At 69.4% G+C, this 18,567-nt stretch carries 16 protein-coding genes; 7 read left to right on the top strand and 9 right to left on the bottom strand.

Annotated elements, in window-relative coordinates; genetic code table 11:
• The first annotated feature begins 148 nt into the window (after positions 1-148).
• The 6 genes from panD to AS25_RS07820 all read left to right on the top strand — a co-directional run bounded on the left by panD (position 149) and on the right by AS25_RS07820 (position 6,236).
• The gene (gene panD, locus AS25_RS07845) at positions 149-601 is read left to right on the top strand and encodes an aspartate 1-decarboxylase (RefSeq protein ID WP_035964064.1); all 453 of its coding nucleotides are present in this window, start codon (positions 149-151) and stop codon (positions 599-601) included.
• 60 nt (positions 602-661) lie between these two features.
• Entirely contained in the window at positions 662-1,582 is a 921-nt protein-coding gene (locus AS25_RS07840; protein ID WP_035964063.1) for an AEC family transporter, read from the top strand.
• 158 nt (positions 1,583-1,740) lie between these two features.
• The gene (locus AS25_RS07835) at positions 1,741-3,057 is read left to right on the top strand and encodes an extracellular solute-binding protein (RefSeq protein ID WP_035964062.1); all 1,317 of its coding nucleotides are present in this window, start codon (positions 1,741-1,743) and stop codon (positions 3,055-3,057) included.
• Positions 3,054-4,022 carry a carbohydrate ABC transporter permease gene (locus AS25_RS07830; protein ID WP_035964061.1) on the top strand — a complete coding sequence of 323 codons (969 nt, stop codon included), beginning with the start codon at positions 3,054-3,056 and terminating at the stop codon, positions 4,020-4,022. The genes AS25_RS07835 and AS25_RS07830 overlap by 4 nt, the downstream gene beginning before the upstream one ends.
• A 6-nt stretch (positions 4,023-4,028) precedes the next feature.
• Positions 4,029-4,865, top strand: a complete 837-nt coding sequence (locus AS25_RS07825) for a carbohydrate ABC transporter permease (RefSeq protein ID WP_035964060.1) — start codon at positions 4,029-4,031, stop codon at positions 4,863-4,865.
• Positions 4,866-4,913: 48 nt separating this feature from the next.
• Positions 4,914-6,236 carry an ABC transporter ATP-binding protein gene (locus AS25_RS07820; protein ID WP_035964059.1) on the top strand — a complete coding sequence of 441 codons (1,323 nt, stop codon included), beginning with the start codon at positions 4,914-4,916 and terminating at the stop codon, positions 6,234-6,236.
• Positions 6,237-6,453: 217 nt separating this feature from the next.
• Here AS25_RS07820 and AS25_RS07815 read toward each other — a convergent pair whose 3' ends face one another.
• Positions 6,454-7,104, bottom strand: a complete 651-nt coding sequence (locus AS25_RS07815) for a hypothetical protein (RefSeq protein ID WP_035964057.1) — start codon at positions 7,102-7,104, stop codon at positions 6,454-6,456.
• A 171-nt stretch (positions 7,105-7,275) separates the two neighbouring features.
• Between AS25_RS07815 and AS25_RS07810 the strand changes: the two genes are divergently transcribed.
• Positions 7,276-8,256 (top strand): hypothetical protein, encoded by a 981-nt coding sequence (locus AS25_RS07810; protein WP_035964056.1) that lies wholly within the window; start codon positions 7,276-7,278, stop codon positions 8,254-8,256.
• A 288-nt stretch (positions 8,257-8,544) separates the two neighbouring features.
• On the opposite strand, the gene AS25_RS07805 is transcribed toward AS25_RS07810, so the two are convergent.
• From AS25_RS07805 to AS25_RS07770, 8 genes are all read right to left on the bottom strand, one after another.
• Positions 8,545-10,434 (bottom strand): NHL domain-containing thioredoxin family protein, encoded by a 1,890-nt coding sequence (locus tag AS25_RS07805; RefSeq protein ID WP_035964055.1) that lies wholly within the window; start codon positions 10,432-10,434, stop codon positions 8,545-8,547.
• 199 nt (positions 10,435-10,633) lie between these two features.
• Positions 10,634-12,877, bottom strand: coding sequence for a bifunctional copper resistance protein CopD/cytochrome c oxidase assembly protein (locus tag AS25_RS07800; RefSeq protein WP_084118083.1), 2,244 nt, complete (start codon positions 12,875-12,877; stop codon positions 10,634-10,636).
• Between the two features lie 76 nt (positions 12,878-12,953).
• The gene (locus AS25_RS07795; RefSeq protein WP_035964053.1) at positions 12,954-14,225 is read right to left on the bottom strand and encodes a Dyp-type peroxidase; all 1,272 of its coding nucleotides are present in this window, start codon (positions 14,223-14,225) and stop codon (positions 12,954-12,956) included.
• On the bottom strand, positions 14,215-14,922 hold the full coding sequence (locus AS25_RS07790; RefSeq protein WP_035964052.1) for a copper chaperone PCu(A)C: 708 nt from the start codon (positions 14,920-14,922) through the stop codon (positions 14,215-14,217). Before AS25_RS07790 ends, AS25_RS07795 begins: the two co-directional genes overlap by 11 nt.
• A 298-nt stretch (positions 14,923-15,220) precedes the next feature.
• Positions 15,221-16,444: an IS110 family RNA-guided transposase gene (locus tag AS25_RS07785; protein WP_035964051.1), complete on the bottom strand. Its 1,224-nt coding sequence runs from the start codon at positions 16,442-16,444 to the stop codon at positions 15,221-15,223.
• A gap of 249 nt (positions 16,445-16,693) precedes the next feature.
• Positions 16,694-17,380, bottom strand: a complete 687-nt coding sequence (locus AS25_RS07780; protein WP_052160818.1) for a copper resistance CopC family protein — start codon at positions 17,378-17,380, stop codon at positions 16,694-16,696.
• A gap of 107 nt (positions 17,381-17,487) precedes the next feature.
• Positions 17,488-18,081 carry a hypothetical protein gene (locus AS25_RS07775; RefSeq protein WP_035964050.1) on the bottom strand — a complete coding sequence of 198 codons (594 nt, stop codon included), beginning with the start codon at positions 18,079-18,081 and terminating at the stop codon, positions 17,488-17,490.
• Positions 18,082-18,264: 183 nt separating this feature from the next.
• Positions 18,265-18,549, bottom strand: coding sequence for an HU family DNA-binding protein (locus tag AS25_RS07770; protein WP_035964049.1), 285 nt, complete (start codon positions 18,547-18,549; stop codon positions 18,265-18,267).
• Between the last annotated feature and the right edge of the window lie 18 nt (positions 18,550-18,567).

Raw genomic sequence — 18,567 nt, 5'->3', positions numbered from 1 at the left:
CCGCACGAATCGTGAAACGCCCCGGGAACCATCTGGTCCCGGGGCGTTTCGCGCCGAGGGCCCGCGTCGAACACCGCCCCGGCCCTCACGGCGGGCGGCCGGCAGGTCCGAACCGCGAACCACACCACCCATCGCATCAGGAGCGATCATGCTGCGCACCATGTTCACCGGGAAGATCCACCGGGCCACCGTGACCCAGGCGGACCTGCACTACGTGGGGTCCGTGACCGTGGACCAGGACCTGTTGGACGCCGCGAACATCCTGCCCGGCGAGCTCGTGGCGATCGTGGACGTCACCAACGGCGCGCGGCTCGAGACGTACACGATCGCAGGCGAGCGCGGCAGCGGCGTCGTGGGCATCAACGGCGCGGCGGCGCACCTGGTGCACCCGGGTGACCTGGTGATCCTGATCGCGTACGGTCTCATGGACACCGCCGAGGCGCAGAACTACGAACCCCACGTGGTACACGTGGACGAGCACAACAGGATCGTGGCGCTCGGTTCGGACCCCGCGGACGCCGTGGTGGGGGACATGCTCCGCCCGCCGCACGCCCGCGCCCACCTGCAGGCCCGGGAGGACGCGGCCGTCGCGGGCCTGTGACCCTGCCGCGCTCCCGGTGCACCCGGGCGCGCGGACCCGCCGACGCGAGGAGATGAGCTCATGAGCGGAGTCGTCTCCGGGTTCTTCATCGTATGGGCCGTGATCGGGCTGGGTTACGTGATCGGGCGCGCAGGGGTGCTCGGCCCGGACGGCCAGCGGGTGCTGTCCAAACTCGCGTTCTACGTGGCGTCCCCGCCGCTATTGTTCACCACCATCTCCGAAGCGGACATCCACCACATCTTCTCCGCGCCGCTGCTCGTGGCGGCCACGTCCGCGTGGCTCACCATGATCGCGTACGCACTGCTCTCCCGGTTCGTGTTCTCCCGGGACGCCGCCACCGTGGTGATGGGCGCGCAGGCCGCCGGGCAGGTCAACGCCGCCAACCTGGGGATCCCCATCGCCTTGTTCGTCCTGGGGGACGCGTCCCAGGTGGCCCCGGTGATGCTGTTTCAGCTGGCGATCAACACGCCGCTGTACCTCACGATCATGGACACCCTCACTGGCGGGCGGCGCCCCACGGTCGGCTCGGTGCTCAAGAACATCGTGACGAACCCGCTCATCATGGGCTCCGCCCTGGGCATCATGTCCGCGGCCACGGGGATCCGCCTGCCCGACCTCGCGATGGAGCCCGTGCGCATCGTGGCGGGTGCGGCCGTTCCCGCGATGCTGCTCGCCTTCGGTCTCTCGCTGGTGGGCTCCCGCCCCCTGGCCTCCCCCGGCGCCCGGGTGGACACGCTGCTCGCGACCGGGGCCAAGGTCGTCGTGCACCCCGGGCTCGCGCTGTTGCTCGCGTGGGCGCTCGGGCTCACCGGGCACGCCCTGTACGCGGCCGTGATCATGGCCGCGCTGCCCACCGCGCAGAACCTCTACGTAGCGGCCGTGCGCTACGACCGGGCCACCACGGTGTGCCGGGACACCGTCCTGCTCACCACGGTCGTGTCCATGGCCACGATGGCGGTGGCCGCGGTCTTCCTCTCCTGACACACCGGCCGCCACGCCACCATCCCCGAAAGCGGGTAACACACGGTCCGTGACCCACGCCACGCCTACACTGAGCAGATACTGAAATGACCGGTATTCCTACGGGGAGCGCCGGACCCATTCCGTCAGTACAGGCGCTCATCAGGGGAGGAACCATTGTGAAGTCCACTCACCACTCTCGCAGGGCAGGCAAGCCTCGCACGGTCCGCAGCGTAGCGGCCGCTGCGGCGGCGTCCGCCATGCTGCTCACGGGGTGCAGCGGCGGGGAGTCCGGCCCGCCCACGCTCACGTGGTACATCAACCCGGATGACGGCGGCCAGGACGTCCTCGCCCAGCAGTGCTCGGACGCGTCCGGCGGCAAGTACAAGATCCAGACGTCGCTGCTCCCGCGTGACGCGGCGTCCCAGCGCGAACAGCTGGCCCGCCGCCTCGCCGCGGGCGATACGTCCATGGACATCATGAGCCTGGACCCGCCCTACGTCCCAGAGCTCGCGGAACCCGGCTTCCTCGCCAAGCCCCCGCACGACGTCGTGCAGGCGACCACTCAGGACACCCTCGAGGGCCCGCTGGAGGGCGCCAAGTGGAACGGCGAGATCGTGGCCATCCCGTTCTGGGCCAACACGCAGCTGCTGTGGTACCGCGAGTCCGCGGCCAAGGCGGCGGGTCTGGACATGGCCGAGCCCGTCACGTGGGACCAGCTCATCAAGGCGGCCAAGTCCCAGGACAAGTACCTGGGCGTGCAGGGCGTGCGCGGTGAGGCCATGTCCGTGTGGGTCAACGGCCTCGTGGAGTCGGCTGGCGGCCAGGTGGTCTCGGACGGCCAGGACGGTCAGGACGCCAAGATCACGCTAGACTCCGACGCCGGCAAGAAGGCCGCGGAGATCATCGGCACCATCGGCAAGGAGGGCCTCGGCGGACCCGGCCTGGCCACCCAGGACGAGAACGCCTCCATGATCCAGTTCCAGGGGGACAAGGGCTCGTTCATGGTCAACTGGCCGTTCATCTACTCGGCCTCCAAGGCCGCCGTGGAGGAGGGCGCGCTGGACCAGTCCGTGGTGGACGACATCCGCTGGACCACGTGGCCCCGCGTGGACGCCGACACCCCGTCCGCTCCGCCACTGGGCGGGATCAACCTGGGCGTGGGTGCGGCCTCCGAGCACCAGGATCTCGCGTGGGACGCGGTGCAGTGCATCGTCTCGCCGGAGCACCAGGCGCAGTACTTCGCGACCAACGGCAACCCGCCGGCGTCGGCCAAGGCCTTCGACGACCCCGCGGTGAAGAAGGCCTACCCCATGGCCGACACCATCCGTAAGTCCCTGGACAACGCCGCGCCCCGCCCGCAGACCCCGTACTACAACGAGATCTCCACGGCCATCCAGCAGCACTGGACCCCGCCCGGCGACGTCACCGAGGACACCCCTCGTGAAACGACCGAATTCATCCAGGAAGTCCTGAAGGGAGATGCGCTGTTGTGAGTAGCACCGTCGATTCGCGCGCTCGCGCGTCCGCGCCGGAAAAGCCCCGCGGGAGAGGCCATCTCTCGGACCGGGCCCGTTCGGAACGGAAACTGGGGTGGCTGCTCGCCGGCCCCGCGTTCGTGATCATGCTCCTGGTCACGCTGTACCCCATCGTCCAGGCGTTGTGGGACTCGCTGTTCTCCTTCCGCCTCACCGCACCGGGTGACCGGGAGTTCGTGTTCCTGGGCAACTACGCCACGGTGCTCTCCGACATCGTGTTCTGGCGGGACCTGGGTGTGACCATGTTGATCACCGTGGTCACGGTGGCCGTGGAACTCGTGCTGGGCCTGGCCCTGGCGCTCGTGATGCACAGCGCCATCAAGTCCACGCGCGGCCTGCTGCGCACCGCTATCCTGGTGCCCTACGGCATCATCACGGTGGTCTCCGCGTTCGCGTGGTTCTACGCGTTCGACATCACCACCGGCTACGTCAACAACTGGTTCTCGTGGTTGCCCGTGATCGGTCCGGACTTCAACTGGTTCGCGTCCGCCGGGCCGGCCCTGACGGTGATCATGGCCTCCGAGATCTGGAAGACCACCCCGTTCATCTCGCTGCTGTTGCTCTCCGGGCTCGCACAGGTCCCCGGTGAGCTCTCCGAGGCCGCCCGTGTGGACGGTGCGTCCTCGTGGCAGCGGCTGACGCGGGTGATCCTGCCGAACATGAAGGCCGCGATCATGGTGGCCGTGGTGTTCCGCGCACTCGACGCGTTCCGCATCTTCGACAACGTCTTCATCATGACCCAGGGCCAGTACGGCACCGAGACGCTCTCGCTGCTCGCCTACCGCACGTCCATCGGTCGTCTCGAAATCGGCCTGGGTTCGGCCATCTCGGTGATCCTGTTCATCTGCGTGATGATCATCGCGCTCGTGGCGATCAAGATCTTCAAGGTGGACCTCACCGGTGGCTCTGGGAAGGGGAGGTAACCCGCCATGTTGAGCACGAAACAGAAAATCGGTTGGACCGTCGTCTCGATCCTGGTCCTGGTCTACGCCCTGTTCCCGGTGCTGTCGATCCTCATGATGTCGTTCAAGTCCCCCGCGGACCTGAACTCCGGGAAGTTCCTTCCCACGTCGTTCGTCTCCGACAACTACCAGCAGATCTTCGTGGGGGACGCCAAGGACCTGTTCCTGCCCGCGCTGCGCAACTCGATCGGGATCTCGCTGATCGCCACGTTCATCGCGGTGGTCCTGGCCACCTTGTGCGCGTACGCGATCGCCCGCCTGGACTTCCCGGGCAAGAAGATCATCCTGACCACCGCGTTGATGGTCTCCATGTTCCCCGTCATCTCCATCGTCACGCCGCTGTTCAACCTGTGGCGGCAAGTGGGTCTGTACGACACGTGGCTCGGTCTGATCATCCCCTACCTGTCGCTGACCCTGCCGATCTCCATCTGGACGCTCGCGGCGTTCTTCCAGCAGATCCCGTGGGACCTGGAGCGCGCGGCCCAGGTGGACGGCGCCACCACGTGGCAGGCGTTCCGCAAGGTGATCGTCCCGCTGACCCTCCCGGGGGTCTTCACGACGGCGATCATCGCGTTCTTCATCGCATGGAACGACTTCGTCTACGGCATCGGTCTGACGTCCACGTCCGCCGCTCGCCCGGTCCCCGCGGCGCTCGCGTTCTTCACGGGCGCCTCGCAGTTCGAGGAGCCGGCCGGTGCGATCTCCGCGGCGGCGATCATCGTCACGATCCCCGTGGTGCTGCTCGTGCTGGCCTTCCAGCGACAGATCGTCTCGGGTCTGACCCAGGGCGCGGTCAAGGGCTGAGCCCGCGTCCCATCCTTCACGCTTAGACACAGTTAGGACTGAGTAGACATGGCAGCAATAACCATGGAACACCTCGTCAAGAAGTACGACGACGGGTTCCCGGCCGTCAACGACATCTCCATCGACATCGCGGACGGCGAGTTCCTGATTCTCGTGGGCCCGTCCGGTTGCGGTAAGTCCACGCTCCTGCGCATGGTCGTGGGTCTCGAGGACATCACGAGCGGCGATCTGCTGATCGACGGCGAGCGCGTCAACGACAAGCAACCCCGTGATCGCAACCTGTCCATGGTGTTCCAGAACTACGCGCTGTACCCGCACCTGTCGGTGTACGAGAACATCGCGTTCCCGCTGCGCCTGGCCAAGGGCCAGTTCGGGGAGGACGAGATCGACCGCAAGGTCCGCGCCGCCGCGGACACGCTCGACCTCAACGAGCACCTCGAGCGCAAGCCCGCCAACCTCTCGGGTGGTCAGCGTCAGCGCGTGGCCATGGGTCGCGCGATCGTGCGGGACGCGGACGCGTTCCTGTTCGACGAGCCCCTGTCCAACCTGGACGCCAAGCTGCGCGGTCAGATGCGCACCGAGATCGCCCAGTTGCAGCGGCGCATGGGGATCACATCCCTCTACGTGACCCACGACCAGACCGAGGCCATGACACTCGGTGACCGCGTGGCTGTGCTCAAGCGCGGGCAGCTCCAGCAGATCGCGTCCCCGCGGGAGCTGTACGAACAGCCCGTCAACCTGTTCGTGGCGGGGTTCATCGGCGCGCCGTCCATGAACTTCATCCCGGCGCGCATCAACGGCACCGTGTTCCAGACCCCCATCGGGGAGATCCCGGTGCCCGAGCGCGTCCAGCAGCGGTTGTCCGGGGCGCCCGAGATCGTGTTGCTGGGTCTGCGCCCGGAGCACTTCGAGGACGCCAAGCTCGTGGACGAGGCCAAGGCGGGTCACGGCACCACGTTCGACGCCGAGTTCACGCACACGGAGTGGTTGGGTAACCAGCAGTACGGCTACATCCACTACCAGCAGGACGAGGCCGTCCAGCACAAGCTCAACGAGCTCGCGCAGGAACTGGACGCGGACGAGATGCCCGCCCAGGTCATTGTGTCCCTGGACGCGTCCTCGCGGATCCGCGGTGGTTCCACGCACACCATCTGGTTGGACAGCCGCCGGATGCACGTGTTCAACCCGGAGACCGGTGAGAACCTCACGCGTGACGCGGAGGCCGGTGCCGAGTTGACCCGCGAGGCCAACGAGGAGCGCAAGTCGGAGATCGAGCGTTCGCGCCAGCGCGACGGCGCGGCGGGCTCCCCCGATCGGTCCGACGCCGCGGCCACCGGCAACCGCATGGACGGCAGCAGCGCCGCGCGCTGAGCGTCCCGCACGGGTCGTGGGACACCGCGACCCCGCCGGCCGCGCGACGGCCGGTCCCCGACGGAGGGGACCGGCCGTCGTCGTCCCCGGAACCGTTCACGGTGCCACGGGCCGTGGCCGGAACGAAAGACGGGGGCGAGGGCCCTACTGGTGGGGCCAGGGAAGGGAACCGAGCGCCGTCGTCCCCGGAAAGATGGGCCCCGTTGGAGCGGATGGATCAGGCGGGGCCCCGTGTGAAGGCCCAGCACGCGAACAGGGCGACCGCGGCGATCAGTGCGGCCGACGTCGCGATGTACCGCACGCGCGGGTAGCGCACCCGCCACGCGACGAGCCGGGGCCAGTGCTCCGTGAGCTGCGCGGGCGTGGCCCGCTGGAAGTTGACGTGCTGGGCGCCGCTCGCCCGGGCCAGCTCGTCCAGTGTGCGCGCGTCCCAGACGGTCCCGTCCAGGAAGAGCGCCGAGCGCCCCGCGGGGGTGACGAACCACAGGCCGGGGCGACCGCGGGAACCACCGCCGCGCGGACGCGGTGCGAGCAGCATCCGGACCGTGACCACCTGGGCGATCCGATCACGGGGCACGGCACGGAAACCGACCCACCGGGAGAGCAGGACATGATCAGCGGTGAGTACCACGAGCGCTGGGCGGAGGTAGGCGTAGGCCGTCACGAGTCCCACGAGGGCGAGCAGGAGCAGCACGCCCATGGCGGGGCCGGCGGGGCGGCGGTAGCCGATCACGAACACCGCGACGACCACGAGCAACAGCGGAGGCAGTGCCGCGCCGAGCCTGCGTCCGTACGACCCCATGCGGGGGTGGAACACGTGTTCCGGTGCCCCGTACTTCGCCGGGATCTGTCGGATGGTTTCCGCCATGAGCCGCCCTCGTGCCTGCCGTCCTCGGGGATCGCACCGGAGCGTGCGGTGACGCCGTCCGGGGGCGGTGCCCCCGCGCCGCCCGGTTCAGCCTAGCGGCCCGGTACCGGGTGGGTCATCGCCGGGACACGCGGGGCCCGCTCCCCGGGACGTCCACTAACGTGGGGACTCATGGAACGCAGTGAACGCATCGTCAGGGCCGTGGGGGCATGGTTCGTCCTGATCCTGCTGGCCCTCGCGGGCGCGGCTGTGACCATCGCACTCGTGAACATGTACGCGTACGGGCCCGAGACCGATGTTCGGGACTACTTCCAGGCCCTTCAGGACGGGGACGGCGGTAAGGCCCTGGGGCTGCTCAACGCCCGCGTGCCGGACTCCAATGCGGCGCTGCTGGACGGCGAACCACTGGCCGAGGCGAGCAAGGGGCTCCAGGACGTGACCGTGCGCACGGTCGCCTCGTCCGGGGACCGTGCCGTGGTGCGCGCGAACTACACGCTGAACGGTCAGGAGGCGTCCTCGGAGTTCACCCTCCATCCGGCCGAGACGCAATGGGGTTTCTTCACGGTGTGGGACTTCGACCCCTCCACGCTGCCCACCATGACCGTGACCATGCCGGGTTCCACAGCGGTGGACATCAACGGTGCGTCCGTGGCCCTGCCCGGGTCCTCCCGGGAGTTCGCCGTCTTCTACCCCGGGACCTACACGGGCTCCTACTCCTCCCCCATGGTGCGCGCCGAGCCGCAGGAAGTGGCCGTGAGCGATGCCCGGGAGAACACCACCATGACGCTCGAGGCCGAGCCGACCGAACGGCTCACCCACCAGGTGGACGAGCAGATCCGCGAGCACCTGGACGAATGCACCGCGCAGGACAGTCTCTACCCCGCGGGGTGCCCGTTCTCCTACGAGTTCGACGGCCGCATCCAGGGCCGCGTCTCCTGGAGCATCAAGGATTACCCCACCCCCTTCGTCTCCCTGGACGACGCCGCCGCGGGCCGCTGGCACGTGCCCGACAGCCGGGGGATCGCGCGCATCGAGTTCACCGCGGTGGACCTCTACGACGGCACCACGTCCCAGGTCACCGATGAGGTCCCGTTCCTGCTGAGCGCGGACGTAAGGGTCACCGGGGACGAGGTGACCCTCACGCCGCGCTGATGGGCGGGCATCACGCTGACGGGCGGGCACCGCGCTGATGGGTGACCGCGGGTGCAGGTCCGCCCGGGTTCGCTCGGGTGGCCCAACATCCATGCTGCGATCCGCACGGGAAAACACCGTTTTCGCGTGCGGATCGCAGCACACGTGTCGTGGAGGGCGGTTGCCGCGGGGGTGGAAGGGTAGCGGGGAGCGGGATGAAGGGGATGGGGCCGATGGAGCGGGTGGTGGGAGACGGATTGGGCCGGGTGTGGGAGAAGGGTGGGCCGTGGGGCCCTTGTGTGGCCCCGCTCAGTCCGTTCCGCGCAGGTCCAGCGTGAGTTCTGCCGGGGCCTGCGGGTCCACCGTGAACGGGATCCCCCAGTCCTGCTGGTAGAGGTGGCACGCCGCGTGTTCCGGGATCTCCCCGTCCGGGGAACCGTCGCACGCCGCCGCGCGGGCCGTGATGTGCAGGACCCCCTCCGTGACGCCGTCCGCGATCCGCAGGGAGCGGGTCAGCCCCTGAGCCGTCCCGTCACCCTGCACGAGCGCGTCCTCCGGGGACGAGGACACCTTCAGCTGCGTGGGATCACCCCACCGGGTGTCGAGCTTCTGACCCGTGGGGGCCGAGAACCGCACCGTGAGCTCGAGTTCTCCCGGGGCCACCGCGGTGCGCTTGCGCTGCATGGTGGCCGCACCCTCGTCCACCCTCTGGGCCTGCTTGGGAACCGCCACCCGCACGAGCCGGTGGGCATTGGCCTCCACGACCACCAGGACGGGCTCGTCGTGGCTCGTGTCGAGCAACACGTCCGAGGGCTCGGCGAGTCCGCGGGTCAGCGTGGAGACCTCACCGGTCGCGGGGTCGAACCGGCGCACCGCACCGTTGTAGGTGTCGGCCACGGCCACGGATCCGTCCGGGAACACGCACACCCCCAGGCAGTGCTGGAACCGTGCCTGATCGGCCGGCCCGTCCCGGAAGCCGAAATCGAACAGTCCGAGTCCCACGGCGGATTCCACCGATGCGGATCCGTCCTCGCCGAAGCGCACGCTGCGCAGCGCGGAGGACTCGGAGTCCGCGACCCACACGACCCCGTGCGCGTCCTGGGTCAGGCCGGAGGGCTGGGCGAACCAGCTCTCGGGCGCGGAACCGTCGCGCAGTCCCTCGTCCCCGGTGCCCGCCAGCACCGCGAGCGCCCCGGTACGCGGGTCGAACGAAAACAGTTGGTGCGTCCCGGCCATCGCGATCACCAGGGTGTCCGCGGCGTCGGACCACGTCACGTCCCACGGGGAGGACAGCGCCACGGACGTGGCCGGGGTGTCCTGCGGGATCTCGTTGGGGTCCACGCCGCGCGCGCGGGCGTCGTCGAGCAGGCGCTGGACGCCGTTGCCCGCCAAAGTGCGCACCGCGCCGGTACCCAGTTCGACGCCGCGCAGCCGGTGGTTGACGGTGTCCGCGACCACGAGGTCGTAGCCGACGTCGGCACGCACGCGCTCGGGCAGCACGGCAATGCCCTGGGGTTCGTTGAACCGCGCGGCGTCCCGGGGGCCGTCCGCCCAGCCCTTGGTGCCCGAACCGATGGCCCGACGAACCGTGGTGAGGTCCTCCTCGAGCTGGACCAGGCGGTGGTGGCCGGTGTCGCTGACCATGAAGGAACCGTCCGGAAGCGCCACGACCTTGCCGGGGAACCGCAGGTCCCCCTCGGGCTGCGGACGCGGGACATAGGGGCCGTCCCCGCGGTGCAGGGTCCCCTTGGCGTCGTGCTCGGCCACGAGTTCGGACACGAGGGATTCCAGCCCCTGGACGTGGCCCTCACCCGAGAGGTGCGCCACGATGTAGCCCTCGGGGTCCACGACCACCAGGGTGGGCCACGCGCGCGCCGTGTAGGCGTCCCACGTGCGCAGCTCGGGGTCGTCCAGCACGGGGTGGGTGAGCTCGTAGCGGTCCACCGCGGCGGCCAGGGCGTCCGGATCGGCCTCGTGCTCGAACTTCGGGGAGTGCACGCCCACCGTGACCAGCACGTCCGCGTACTTCTCCTCGAGGGGGCGCAGCTCGTCCAGCACGTGCAGGCAGTTGATGCAGCAGAAGGACCAGAAGTCCAGGATCACGATCTTGCCCCGTAGCGCCTGCAGGTCCAGTCGCTCACCGCCGGTGTTCAGCCAGGCTCTGCCCTCAAGTTCCGAGGCGCGGACGGGTGTGTTCATGCGTGCGGAGGTCACGGTGTCTGGGTCCTTCCACCGGGGGTCAAGGGTTTCTTCCTGGGACAACGTTATCCGCGGGGCAGAGCTTCCCGTGCGTTACGTAACGCTCCCGCACACCCCGCGGACCCGTCCTCCCCGGGCCTACTCACCGCGCACACGTGCGACCCGGGGCCTCCGTCTCGCGCGCCCGTCCCGGCGGACGTCAACGACGCCGCTCGTCCCGCTCCGCGAGCTCGGCCATCATCTCGTTGTAGGCGCGCAGTTCGGCGTCGTCGGTGCGATCGGCCTGCCGGTCCACCCGGCGGTTCTCCTTGGCGCCCTCCATGGCCCACAGCACGGCCACGATGACGGCGAGCAGGAACGTGGGGAACTCGCCAATCCCCCACATGAGCATGCCGCCGAGCTGTTGGTCGTCCAGGGCGCTGGGACCCCACGGGCGGCCCATGTTGCCGAACCACGAGGCCTGCAGCACCGTGGTCAGGCTCATGATGCTGATGCCGATGAACGCGTGCGCGGCCATGGTCGCGAGCAGCAGCACGAGACGCATGGGGTAGCTGGGCCGGCGCGGGATGGGGTCGATGCCGATCAGCACGAGCGCGAACATGTATCCCGTGAACAGGAAGTGGACCATCATGAACTCGTGGCCCACGTGGTAGCGCAGCGTGAAGCGGAACAGGTCCGTGAAGTAGAACAGCACGATCGAGAACGCGAAGTTCGCGGCCGCGAAGATCGGGTGGGTCACGATCCTGCCCCACGTGGAGTGCACGAGGCGCAGGATCCATTCACGCGGGCCGCGGGTTCCGTCCCGGCGCGGTTCGAGGGCCTTGAGCACCACGGTGACGGGTGCGCCCGAGACCAGGAACAGCGGCACGATCATGGTCAGGCTCATGTGCTCGACCATGTGGGCGGAGAACAGCACGCGGGCGTAGACGGCCACCCCTCCACTCGTCGCGTAGAGCAGTGCCGCCAGACCCACGAACCAGGACACGGTGCGCAGCACGGACCACGAGTCCCCGCGGCGCCACACCTTGATCGCGGCCCACAGGTACACCACGGCCAGGAACACGACCACGGCCACCCAGAACCAGTCCAGGCGCCACGTGGTGAACCAGCGGGCGAACGTGGGCTCCGGGGGCAGTTCGTACCACGTGAGGATCCGCGCCGGGGAGGCGTCCGGTGCGAGCTCCTCCGGGACGGGTGGGGCGGTGCGGCTCAGGGCCGTGGCGATGCCCATGAGCAGACCCATGAGCACCATTTCCACGACGAGCACGCGCCACAGGGTCGCCGCACGGGACCGGGAGCCGTCCGCGACCCCCGGGATCAGCCACTGGCGGTGCGCGAAACCCGCCAGGGCCAACAGGATGGTCAGCACGAGTTTGGTGAGCGCGAGGATCCCGTAGGAGGAGGTGAGTTGCTCCCACGTGCCGATGCGCACCGCGGCGTTGATGATCCCGGACAGCAACACCAGCAGGTAGCAACCCAGTGCCACCACGGAGTAGCGCCGCAGCACCACCGCGAGCAGCGGTTCGGTGTGGCGGGAGCCCCCGCGGCCGCTGACCGTGAACTCGCGGGACAACAGCGGCCCCGCCCAGATCAGCACCAGCAGCCCGCCGACCCACAGGCACACGCCCAGCAGGTGCAGTCCCAGGGAGTTCACCGCGCCCATGTGGTCCGCACCGCCGGCGGCATGCCCGTTGAGGGCCAGCGCCACGAGTGCCACGAAGGACAGCGCGAGGGTGCAGAACAGTCCCAGCAGGGCGCGCACGCCGAACACCAGGGTCGTGACCACGGCGGCCACCATCACGATGACCGCTTGGGACTGACCCGTGGAGATCCCGGTGATGTAGTGCAGCAACTGTTGGGTGTAGTTCTCCCCCGCACCGATACCGGACCCGGAGACGTCCGAGTACGTGAAGATCAGCACGGCCACGGCCGCCACGGTCCACACCACGGCGGCGGCCTCCACGAGCTGCATGACGCTGCGGAACACGGGATGCTCCGGTTCACCCGCTTGGTCCTTGCTGTTGCGCGGGGGCCGTTTCCGGGAACGGTCCGCGAACCGGGGCACCACGCCGATCGCGAGCAGCAATCCGCCCATCACCACCGTCATCGCGATGTTGTGGACGGTCTCCACCACGGGCAGCCCCCACCGCACGAGCGTCCCCGGGTCCGCGACCTGCCGGGGCGCGGCCGCTCCCCCGTAGACGAGCGCCGCGGTCATCCCGATCATCGCCGCGACGAGCACCACCGTGATGGTCCACGGACTCACGCTCACAGCCCCCACGGGAGCGGTCCCGCCGTTCGACGAGCTCGCGCCCTTCGGCGAGCCGGCACCGGGCGAGCGCCCACCGTCCGGTGCGCCGGCGCGCTCACGGCCGCGAGCGACGTCCCCCCGCGAACCGCCCCGGCGCGGGCCGGTGTCCCTGGTGCGTGCGCTGGTACTCATCGTGGCGTTCCTCCGGCCCGTCGACTCTCTTGTTCTGCTGCTCCGCGCGAGTGTTCTGCTGCTCGGCGCGAGGGGGTCACGTGAACAACGCGTCCCCGATGAACCCGCCCGCTTCGCAGCCCGGCGGGATCGCGAACACGGCGGATCCGATGGGTACGGTCCACGTGTTCAGCATGTCCAACTCAGCCAACCGCTTCTGGATGGGCACGAACTGTTTCGCGGGGTCCGACTGGTAGGACGCGAAGATCAGACCCGTGTTGGACACACCTCCCCGGACGTCCCCGGACCGGCTCTGCCCGGATGCACCGCTCACCGCCAGATTGTAGTTGTACACCCTGCGGAAGATCTTCTCGTCCGGGTTGTCGCTGCGCGAACGCCGCACATGACTGTAGGACGAGATGACCGGGAATCCCAGCGGACCCTTGGCGTCGAAGTCCGGTTCGTCGTGCTCGGCGGTGCCCGTCAACGGCGCACCATTGGAGAGTTTGCGTCCCACGGAGTCCTCGCGCGCGGGGGTGTCGGCCTCGTCCCACGTGTCCAGGTTCATGTGGATGCGCCGGATCACCACCGATGTCCCGTTCTCGATCCACGGGGTGAACCCGCCCTGACCGTAGACGACCTTCTCGTGGTCGGCCTCCCCCGGGTACGGGTTCACGGTGCCGTCCACCTGCCCGAAGAGATTGCGCGTGGTTTGGCCGTCGGGGGTGGCGCCCACGGTGTTGCGGAAGCCGTCCTGCACCCAGCGTACGGTCGCGAAGGAGCGCACGTCTTTGAGCAGCACACGCTGGGCGTGGGCCAGGGTCAGCTTGTCGTCGCAGCACAGCTGCAGCAACAGGTCCCCCTGGTTCCACCGCTCCTGCAACTTGTCGATCGTGAACGCGGGCAGGGGTTCGAGCCACCGCGGGGCCCGGGCGGCGTCGATCAAGGACACGGCCCGGGGTCCGAAACCCACCGTGACGGTCAACCGCGAGGGGTTCTGGGCGAGCCACGGTTCCTGGTCGTTGACGGGAGCGGTGCCCTGGGTGAGGGCCGCGGCGTCGTCCGTGAGCACACGCAGCAAGCGCCGCAGCGCGTCCCGGTCCACGTCCTTGTGCAGGTCCAGGCCGATGAACGCGCAGAACGCCTGCGGGAGCGTGGCCACGCCGGCCTGTCGGGCGCCGTAGAAGGGTTCGGTCCGCAGCCCGGGCCGGTCGGTGTCCTGTCCCGCCGCCGCGAGTCGGGGGTCCACGGCGCCGAGGGCGGCGGCGGAGACCGCCCCGAGCCCGGTGGCGCCGGCGCCGGCGACCGCGCCCGTGAGCAACGATCGCCGGCTCCAGCCCGAAGCGGAAGGGCTCCGATCAGTGGTCATGACACGTGGGCAGGGCGCTCGAGGACGGGCTCGTGCTCATGCCCTCGTGCGACCCGTGGTCGTGGGCGGCATCCGACGACGACGAGTGTCCGTCCCCCGAGCCGTGCTCGCCTCCGTGGCCCGCGTGCTCGTCCTCGCCGGGCGCGTACCGCTCCTTCGCGCCCGTGAAGTCGCGCACCGGGACGGTGACGTCCCGGATCCCGCTGTCGGTGCGCAGCTGCAGCGTGAGGTCACTACCGGCCTTGAGCGAGCACGTGAGCCCCATGAGCATGATGTGATTGCCGCCCGGCTTCAGGTCCAGGCTCTCCCCCGGTACGAGGGTGAAGCCACCCTCCTTCTGCCGCATCTGCGTGGCGCCGGAGCCGCCGTCCGCCACGGTCTCGTGCAGCTCGACCGAGCGCGCGACGCCGTCCGCGCCCGCCCCGGTGAACGTGACCTCCTGCCCGGAGGTGTTCGTGAGCTTGCCGAACACGGCGGTCATCCCGGAGTCGGCCGCCTTGGCCCAGCCGTCGCTCAGTTCCAGGGGCGCGGCGGCGGTGCTGTGCGTCGCGGAGTCCGTCCCCGCGGGCGACGACGCCGCCTCCCCGCCCTGCGCCGAGCACCCGCTCAGCGCGGCCAGGCCGAGGCCCAGGACGGCCACGGCGGCCAGCGCGCGGCGCGGGGCGGGAAGGGACGTGGTGTTCAGGTTGTGGTTCATGTGTGTGTCCTTAGGAGTGAATCGTGCTCCGGCTCGCCCGTCCGTTGCGCGTGTCGTCTGACGCGGCGTCGAGTGGCGCGGCACCGTGCCCACTCGACACCGGGACCATGCCCGCTCGATGCCGGGACCGTGCCCACTCGATGCCGGGGCCGCGGTGGGCCGAGTCAGCAGTGGGCCGCATCAGTGGTGCGCGGGGCCCACGTCGAGCGGCATCCGCGGCGTGCCGGAATGCGTGAGCGCGGCGGCGGGAGCCTGACGGGAAAAGGATGATCCGGGGGGGGTGTCCCTATGTTTCGAGTCAAGCCGCGAGAGTGGGTGGCTCGGGGGTCGGGACTGGTGTGGGTGACTGGTAGTACGTGCCGTCGCGGAGCATCGCGAAGATGACGTTGCAGCGGCGGCGGGCCAGGCAGATCACGGCGGCGTTGTGGCGCTTGCCCTCGGCGCGTTTGCGATCGTAGTAGGTCTTCGAGATCGGGTCGTGGTTCGAGGCGACCCAGGCAGAGTAGAACAGGGCGTTCTTCAGCCGCTTGTTGCCCGATCGGGCGGGGAACTCTCCGCGGATCGAGGTCCCGGATCTTCGTGTGACCGGCGCGATCCCGGCGTAGGCCGCGAGGTGGCCGGGAGTCTCGAACGCGGAACCGTCGCCGATGTTCAGGAGGATCTGCGCGGCGGTCTTGAGGCCGATCCCCGGCATGCTCCTCAAGACCGAGGCGAGAGGGAAGTCCTCCAACATCCCCTCGACCTCCCTAGCCACCGTCGCTAGCTGCTCCTTCAGCTCTTTCACCTGGCCAGCGACTCTCGGGATCACCAACTCCACTGCGGCGGTCGCAGGAACGACCACGGTCTGCTCACCCAGCGCCGCGAAGATCTGGTCGATCAGGGCTTCGGGGTCTCGGCGAGAGTGGGCGCGGGCGAACCGTAATACCTTCCCCCGGCCTGCGGTCTTGAGCCCGGTGGGGCCGCCATACTTGATCAGCAGCTCCAGGGTGAGACTGTTGGCGAGGCTACCGCCGGCGAACACCCGTTCCAGGGCAGGATGGATCTGCGTGAGCAGCGACCGGATCCGGTTCAGCGCCCGTGTTGTTTCGTGAGCGAGATCCTCATCAAAGCCAGCGAGGACCTTCAATGCGGAGAGGACTTCGTTGTCACGGTCGACGGCACGGAGGGTGTGCGGCATGGTGCGGGCGGTGTCGGCGATGATGAACGCGTCGCGTGCATCGGTCTTGGACCGGCCCGGATACAGGTCCGCGGCCTTTCGCATCGCTAGTCCGGGCAGGTAGGCCACGGCACAGCCCGCATCCCGGGCGACCGCGATCGGCAGTGCTCCGATGGTGTTGGGTTGATCGACGACCATCAGCACGTTGCCATGCTTCTGGAGTTCGGTGAACAGCTCCCGCAGCTGGGCCTCGTCCTGGGGCAGGGGCTTGTCGAACAACCGGCTTCCGCCGGGGTCCAGGGCGCAGGCATGGTGGCCTGTCTTCCCAACGTCTAAGCCGATCACGACCGCGAATCTTGTCTCCATGATGCTGTCCTCCTTTGACGCATCACTGCTGGTCGCAGTCACGACACCCGATGCCGGCACCCACGTTACGAAGAGACCTCAGCAGTGCTGGGCCGTGTCCCTATCAGCGGTCAACGCGTGTCTCTCGACCGGGCGGCAACACCCCCCGGACCATGGATGGCAGGGCAACAAAGCCATACCCGGCCGAGCGACCAGACCCCCCGACTATCGGGGGTACTCACAAGGTAACGGGCCGCCCGGGTCAGGGAATCAGCGCTGCTTGGGGCGGGTGGCGAAGGCCAGGATCACCAGCAGCAGGACCAGCGCGATGGCGCCACCGGCCACGGGCAGGACCCAACTCGGGATGCCCGTGCCGCTCACGTCCTCCTGGGCTCCGTTCGCGTCCTGGGCCGCGCCCTGGGAGGCGTCCGCAGAGGCCACGGGGGCCGGGGACGCAGCGGTCGCGGAGCCGTCGCCCACGGTGTACGTGAACGTGCCCTCGATGGGGTGCCCGTCCTGGGAGACCACGCGCCATGTGACCGTGTAGGTCTCGTCCTCGCCCCCGCCCTCGCGCAGCGGCTGGGACACCGTGGTGTTCTGCGCGGCCAGCGTGCCGCGCGTCATGTCCGTGCCGTGGGAGTCGGTGACCCGGACCTCGCTGCCGATGTCCTGGATGTTCCCGGAGAACGTCAGTTCGAGCGCCGTGGGGGCCTTCTCGAGCTTCGCGCCGGCCTGCGGGTTGGTCCGCACAAGTTCGTCGTGGGCGCTCGCGGGCCCCGCCGTGGTGACGACCAGGGCGAGGGCCAGCAGCGCGGCGAACAGGGCCGCGAGCGACGTCGTCGAACGTTGCGAAAGGCGGGCGGTCTGCGCGGCCGACGACGCCGCGGCGTCACCCGTCCGCGCCGGGGTCCGCAGAGTGGGCCGTGGCTGAGGTGGTGTTGAGTACGAAGGGTTCATGGGTGTTCTCTCCTGCGCCCTGAGGCGTGGGGGCCGCGTGGTGGGCGGCCGATGGATGCGATGGATGCTCCGGGCGGCATCGGATCCAGGGGAATCCCCGCCGATGCCTAGGCGAGGGCGGGCGGTCCGCGGTATCCGCAGACGGAGGAGAGCAGGAGTTGATCGGTCAGTGCGCGCGGCGAGGTCCAGGAGGTCCGCCGCGGCACGGCCGTGGTGACCGGGCGCAGGGCAAGAACCAGGATGCGCAGCACGCGCAGGGACACGGCGTCCAGCAAGCGGAACGCCGCGGTCTCGCCGTGGCGCAGCAGGGCGTAGGTGGCCACGGCCGCCACGGCGTGGGCGGCGAGCATGCCGCTTCCGTGATGCGCGGCGGGCAACACCGAGATCACTACGGCGGGACCGTCCGCCACGGAGGCCGCGTGGTGGTGGGTGTGGTCGATCGCGTGGGCCATCCCGCCGGACTGGGCGTACAGGGTGTGCAGCAGCGCCTGGCTCAGCAGGACACTGCCGGCCACGCTCCAGCGTGAGAGCACCCGTCCCGCGAGCAGCATGCACAGCGGGGCCGCCAGACACGTGGACAGCGCGATGATCAGCAGGGAGGGCCAGGCCCCGTCCACCGCGGCGTGCGAACCGGCCGCGAGCGTGGTGGCCACGAACGCGGCCACCCAGCCCCGGGCAAGCCGGCGCGCGCGAGGGGACACCGAACACCTCCGGGACTCACGGGAGAAAGGATGGGGTTCCATTATGCGCCACCGCGCGGGGAACCACGAACCTGGCGGCCCCGCGGACGGGGTGGGGTGGCGCACACGCAGAAGGGACCGTTCACGCAGTGCATGAACGGTCCCTTCGAGCACCGGGTCCGAAAGGGACCCACTGGTCCTACCTCACTTGGAGGAGACGGCAGCCTTCAGCTTGGAGCCCGCGGTGAGCTTGACACCGTGGCCGGCCGGGATCTGGATGGCCTCGCCGGTCTGGGGGTTGCGACCCTGACGCGCGGCGCGGTCGGTGCGCTCCACGGAGAGCCAGCCGGGGATGGTGATCTTCTCGCCCTTGGAAACGGAGCTCTCGAAGACCTGGAACAGGGAGTCGAGAACGCCGTTGACGGCGGCCTGGGTGTTACCGGACTTCTCGGCAACCTCGGCAACGAGTTCGCTGCGGTTCATAGCCATGTGCTTGTCCTCCTGGAC

The sequence above is a fragment of the Kocuria marina genome (genome assembly GCF_000786655.1).
In the GTDB taxonomy this organism is placed as follows: domain Bacteria; phylum Actinomycetota; class Actinomycetes; order Actinomycetales; family Micrococcaceae; genus Kocuria; species Kocuria marina_A.
The sequence above is the reverse complement of the archived record's forward strand: the minus strand, read 5'-3'. Positions and strand labels throughout refer to the sequence as shown.

Bases quoted from the DNA above. Each gene is read 5' to 3' on its own strand.
- AS25_RS07785 (WP_035964051.1), bottom strand. From the start codon at position 16,444: ATGGAGACAAGATTCGCGGTCGTGATCGGCTTAGACGTTGGGAAGACA.
- AS25_RS07825 (WP_035964060.1), top strand. From the start codon at position 4,029: ATGTTGAGCACGAAACAGAAAATCGGTTGGACCGTCGTCTCGATCCTG.
- AS25_RS07805 (WP_035964055.1), bottom strand. From the start codon at position 10,434: ATGAACACACCCGTCCGCGCCTCGGAACTTGAGGGCAGAGCCTGGCTG.
- AS25_RS07820 (WP_035964059.1), top strand. From the start codon at position 4,914: ATGGCAGCAATAACCATGGAACACCTCGTCAAGAAGTACGACGACGGG.
- AS25_RS07780 (WP_052160818.1), bottom strand. From the start codon at position 17,380: ATGAACCCTTCGTACTCAACACCACCTCAGCCACGGCCCACTCTGCGG.
- AS25_RS07800 (WP_084118083.1), bottom strand. From the start codon at position 12,877: ATGAGTACCAGCGCACGCACCAGGGACACCGGCCCGCGCCGGGGCGGT.
- AS25_RS07795 (WP_035964053.1), bottom strand. From the start codon at position 14,225: ATGACCACTGATCGGAGCCCTTCCGCTTCGGGCTGGAGCCGGCGATCG.
- AS25_RS07770 (WP_035964049.1), bottom strand. From the start codon at position 18,549: ATGGCTATGAACCGCAGCGAACTCGTTGCCGAGGTTGCCGAGAAGTCC.
- AS25_RS07790 (WP_035964052.1), bottom strand. From the start codon at position 14,922: ATGAACCACAACCTGAACACCACGTCCCTTCCCGCCCCGCGCCGCGCG.
- AS25_RS07815 (WP_035964057.1), bottom strand. From the start codon at position 7,104: ATGGCGGAAACCATCCGACAGATCCCGGCGAAGTACGGGGCACCGGAA.
- AS25_RS07840 (WP_035964063.1), top strand. From the start codon at position 662: ATGAGCGGAGTCGTCTCCGGGTTCTTCATCGTATGGGCCGTGATCGGG.
- AS25_RS07810 (WP_035964056.1), top strand. From the start codon at position 7,276: ATGGAACGCAGTGAACGCATCGTCAGGGCCGTGGGGGCATGGTTCGTC.
- panD (WP_035964064.1), top strand. From the start codon at position 149: ATGCTGCGCACCATGTTCACCGGGAAGATCCACCGGGCCACCGTGACC.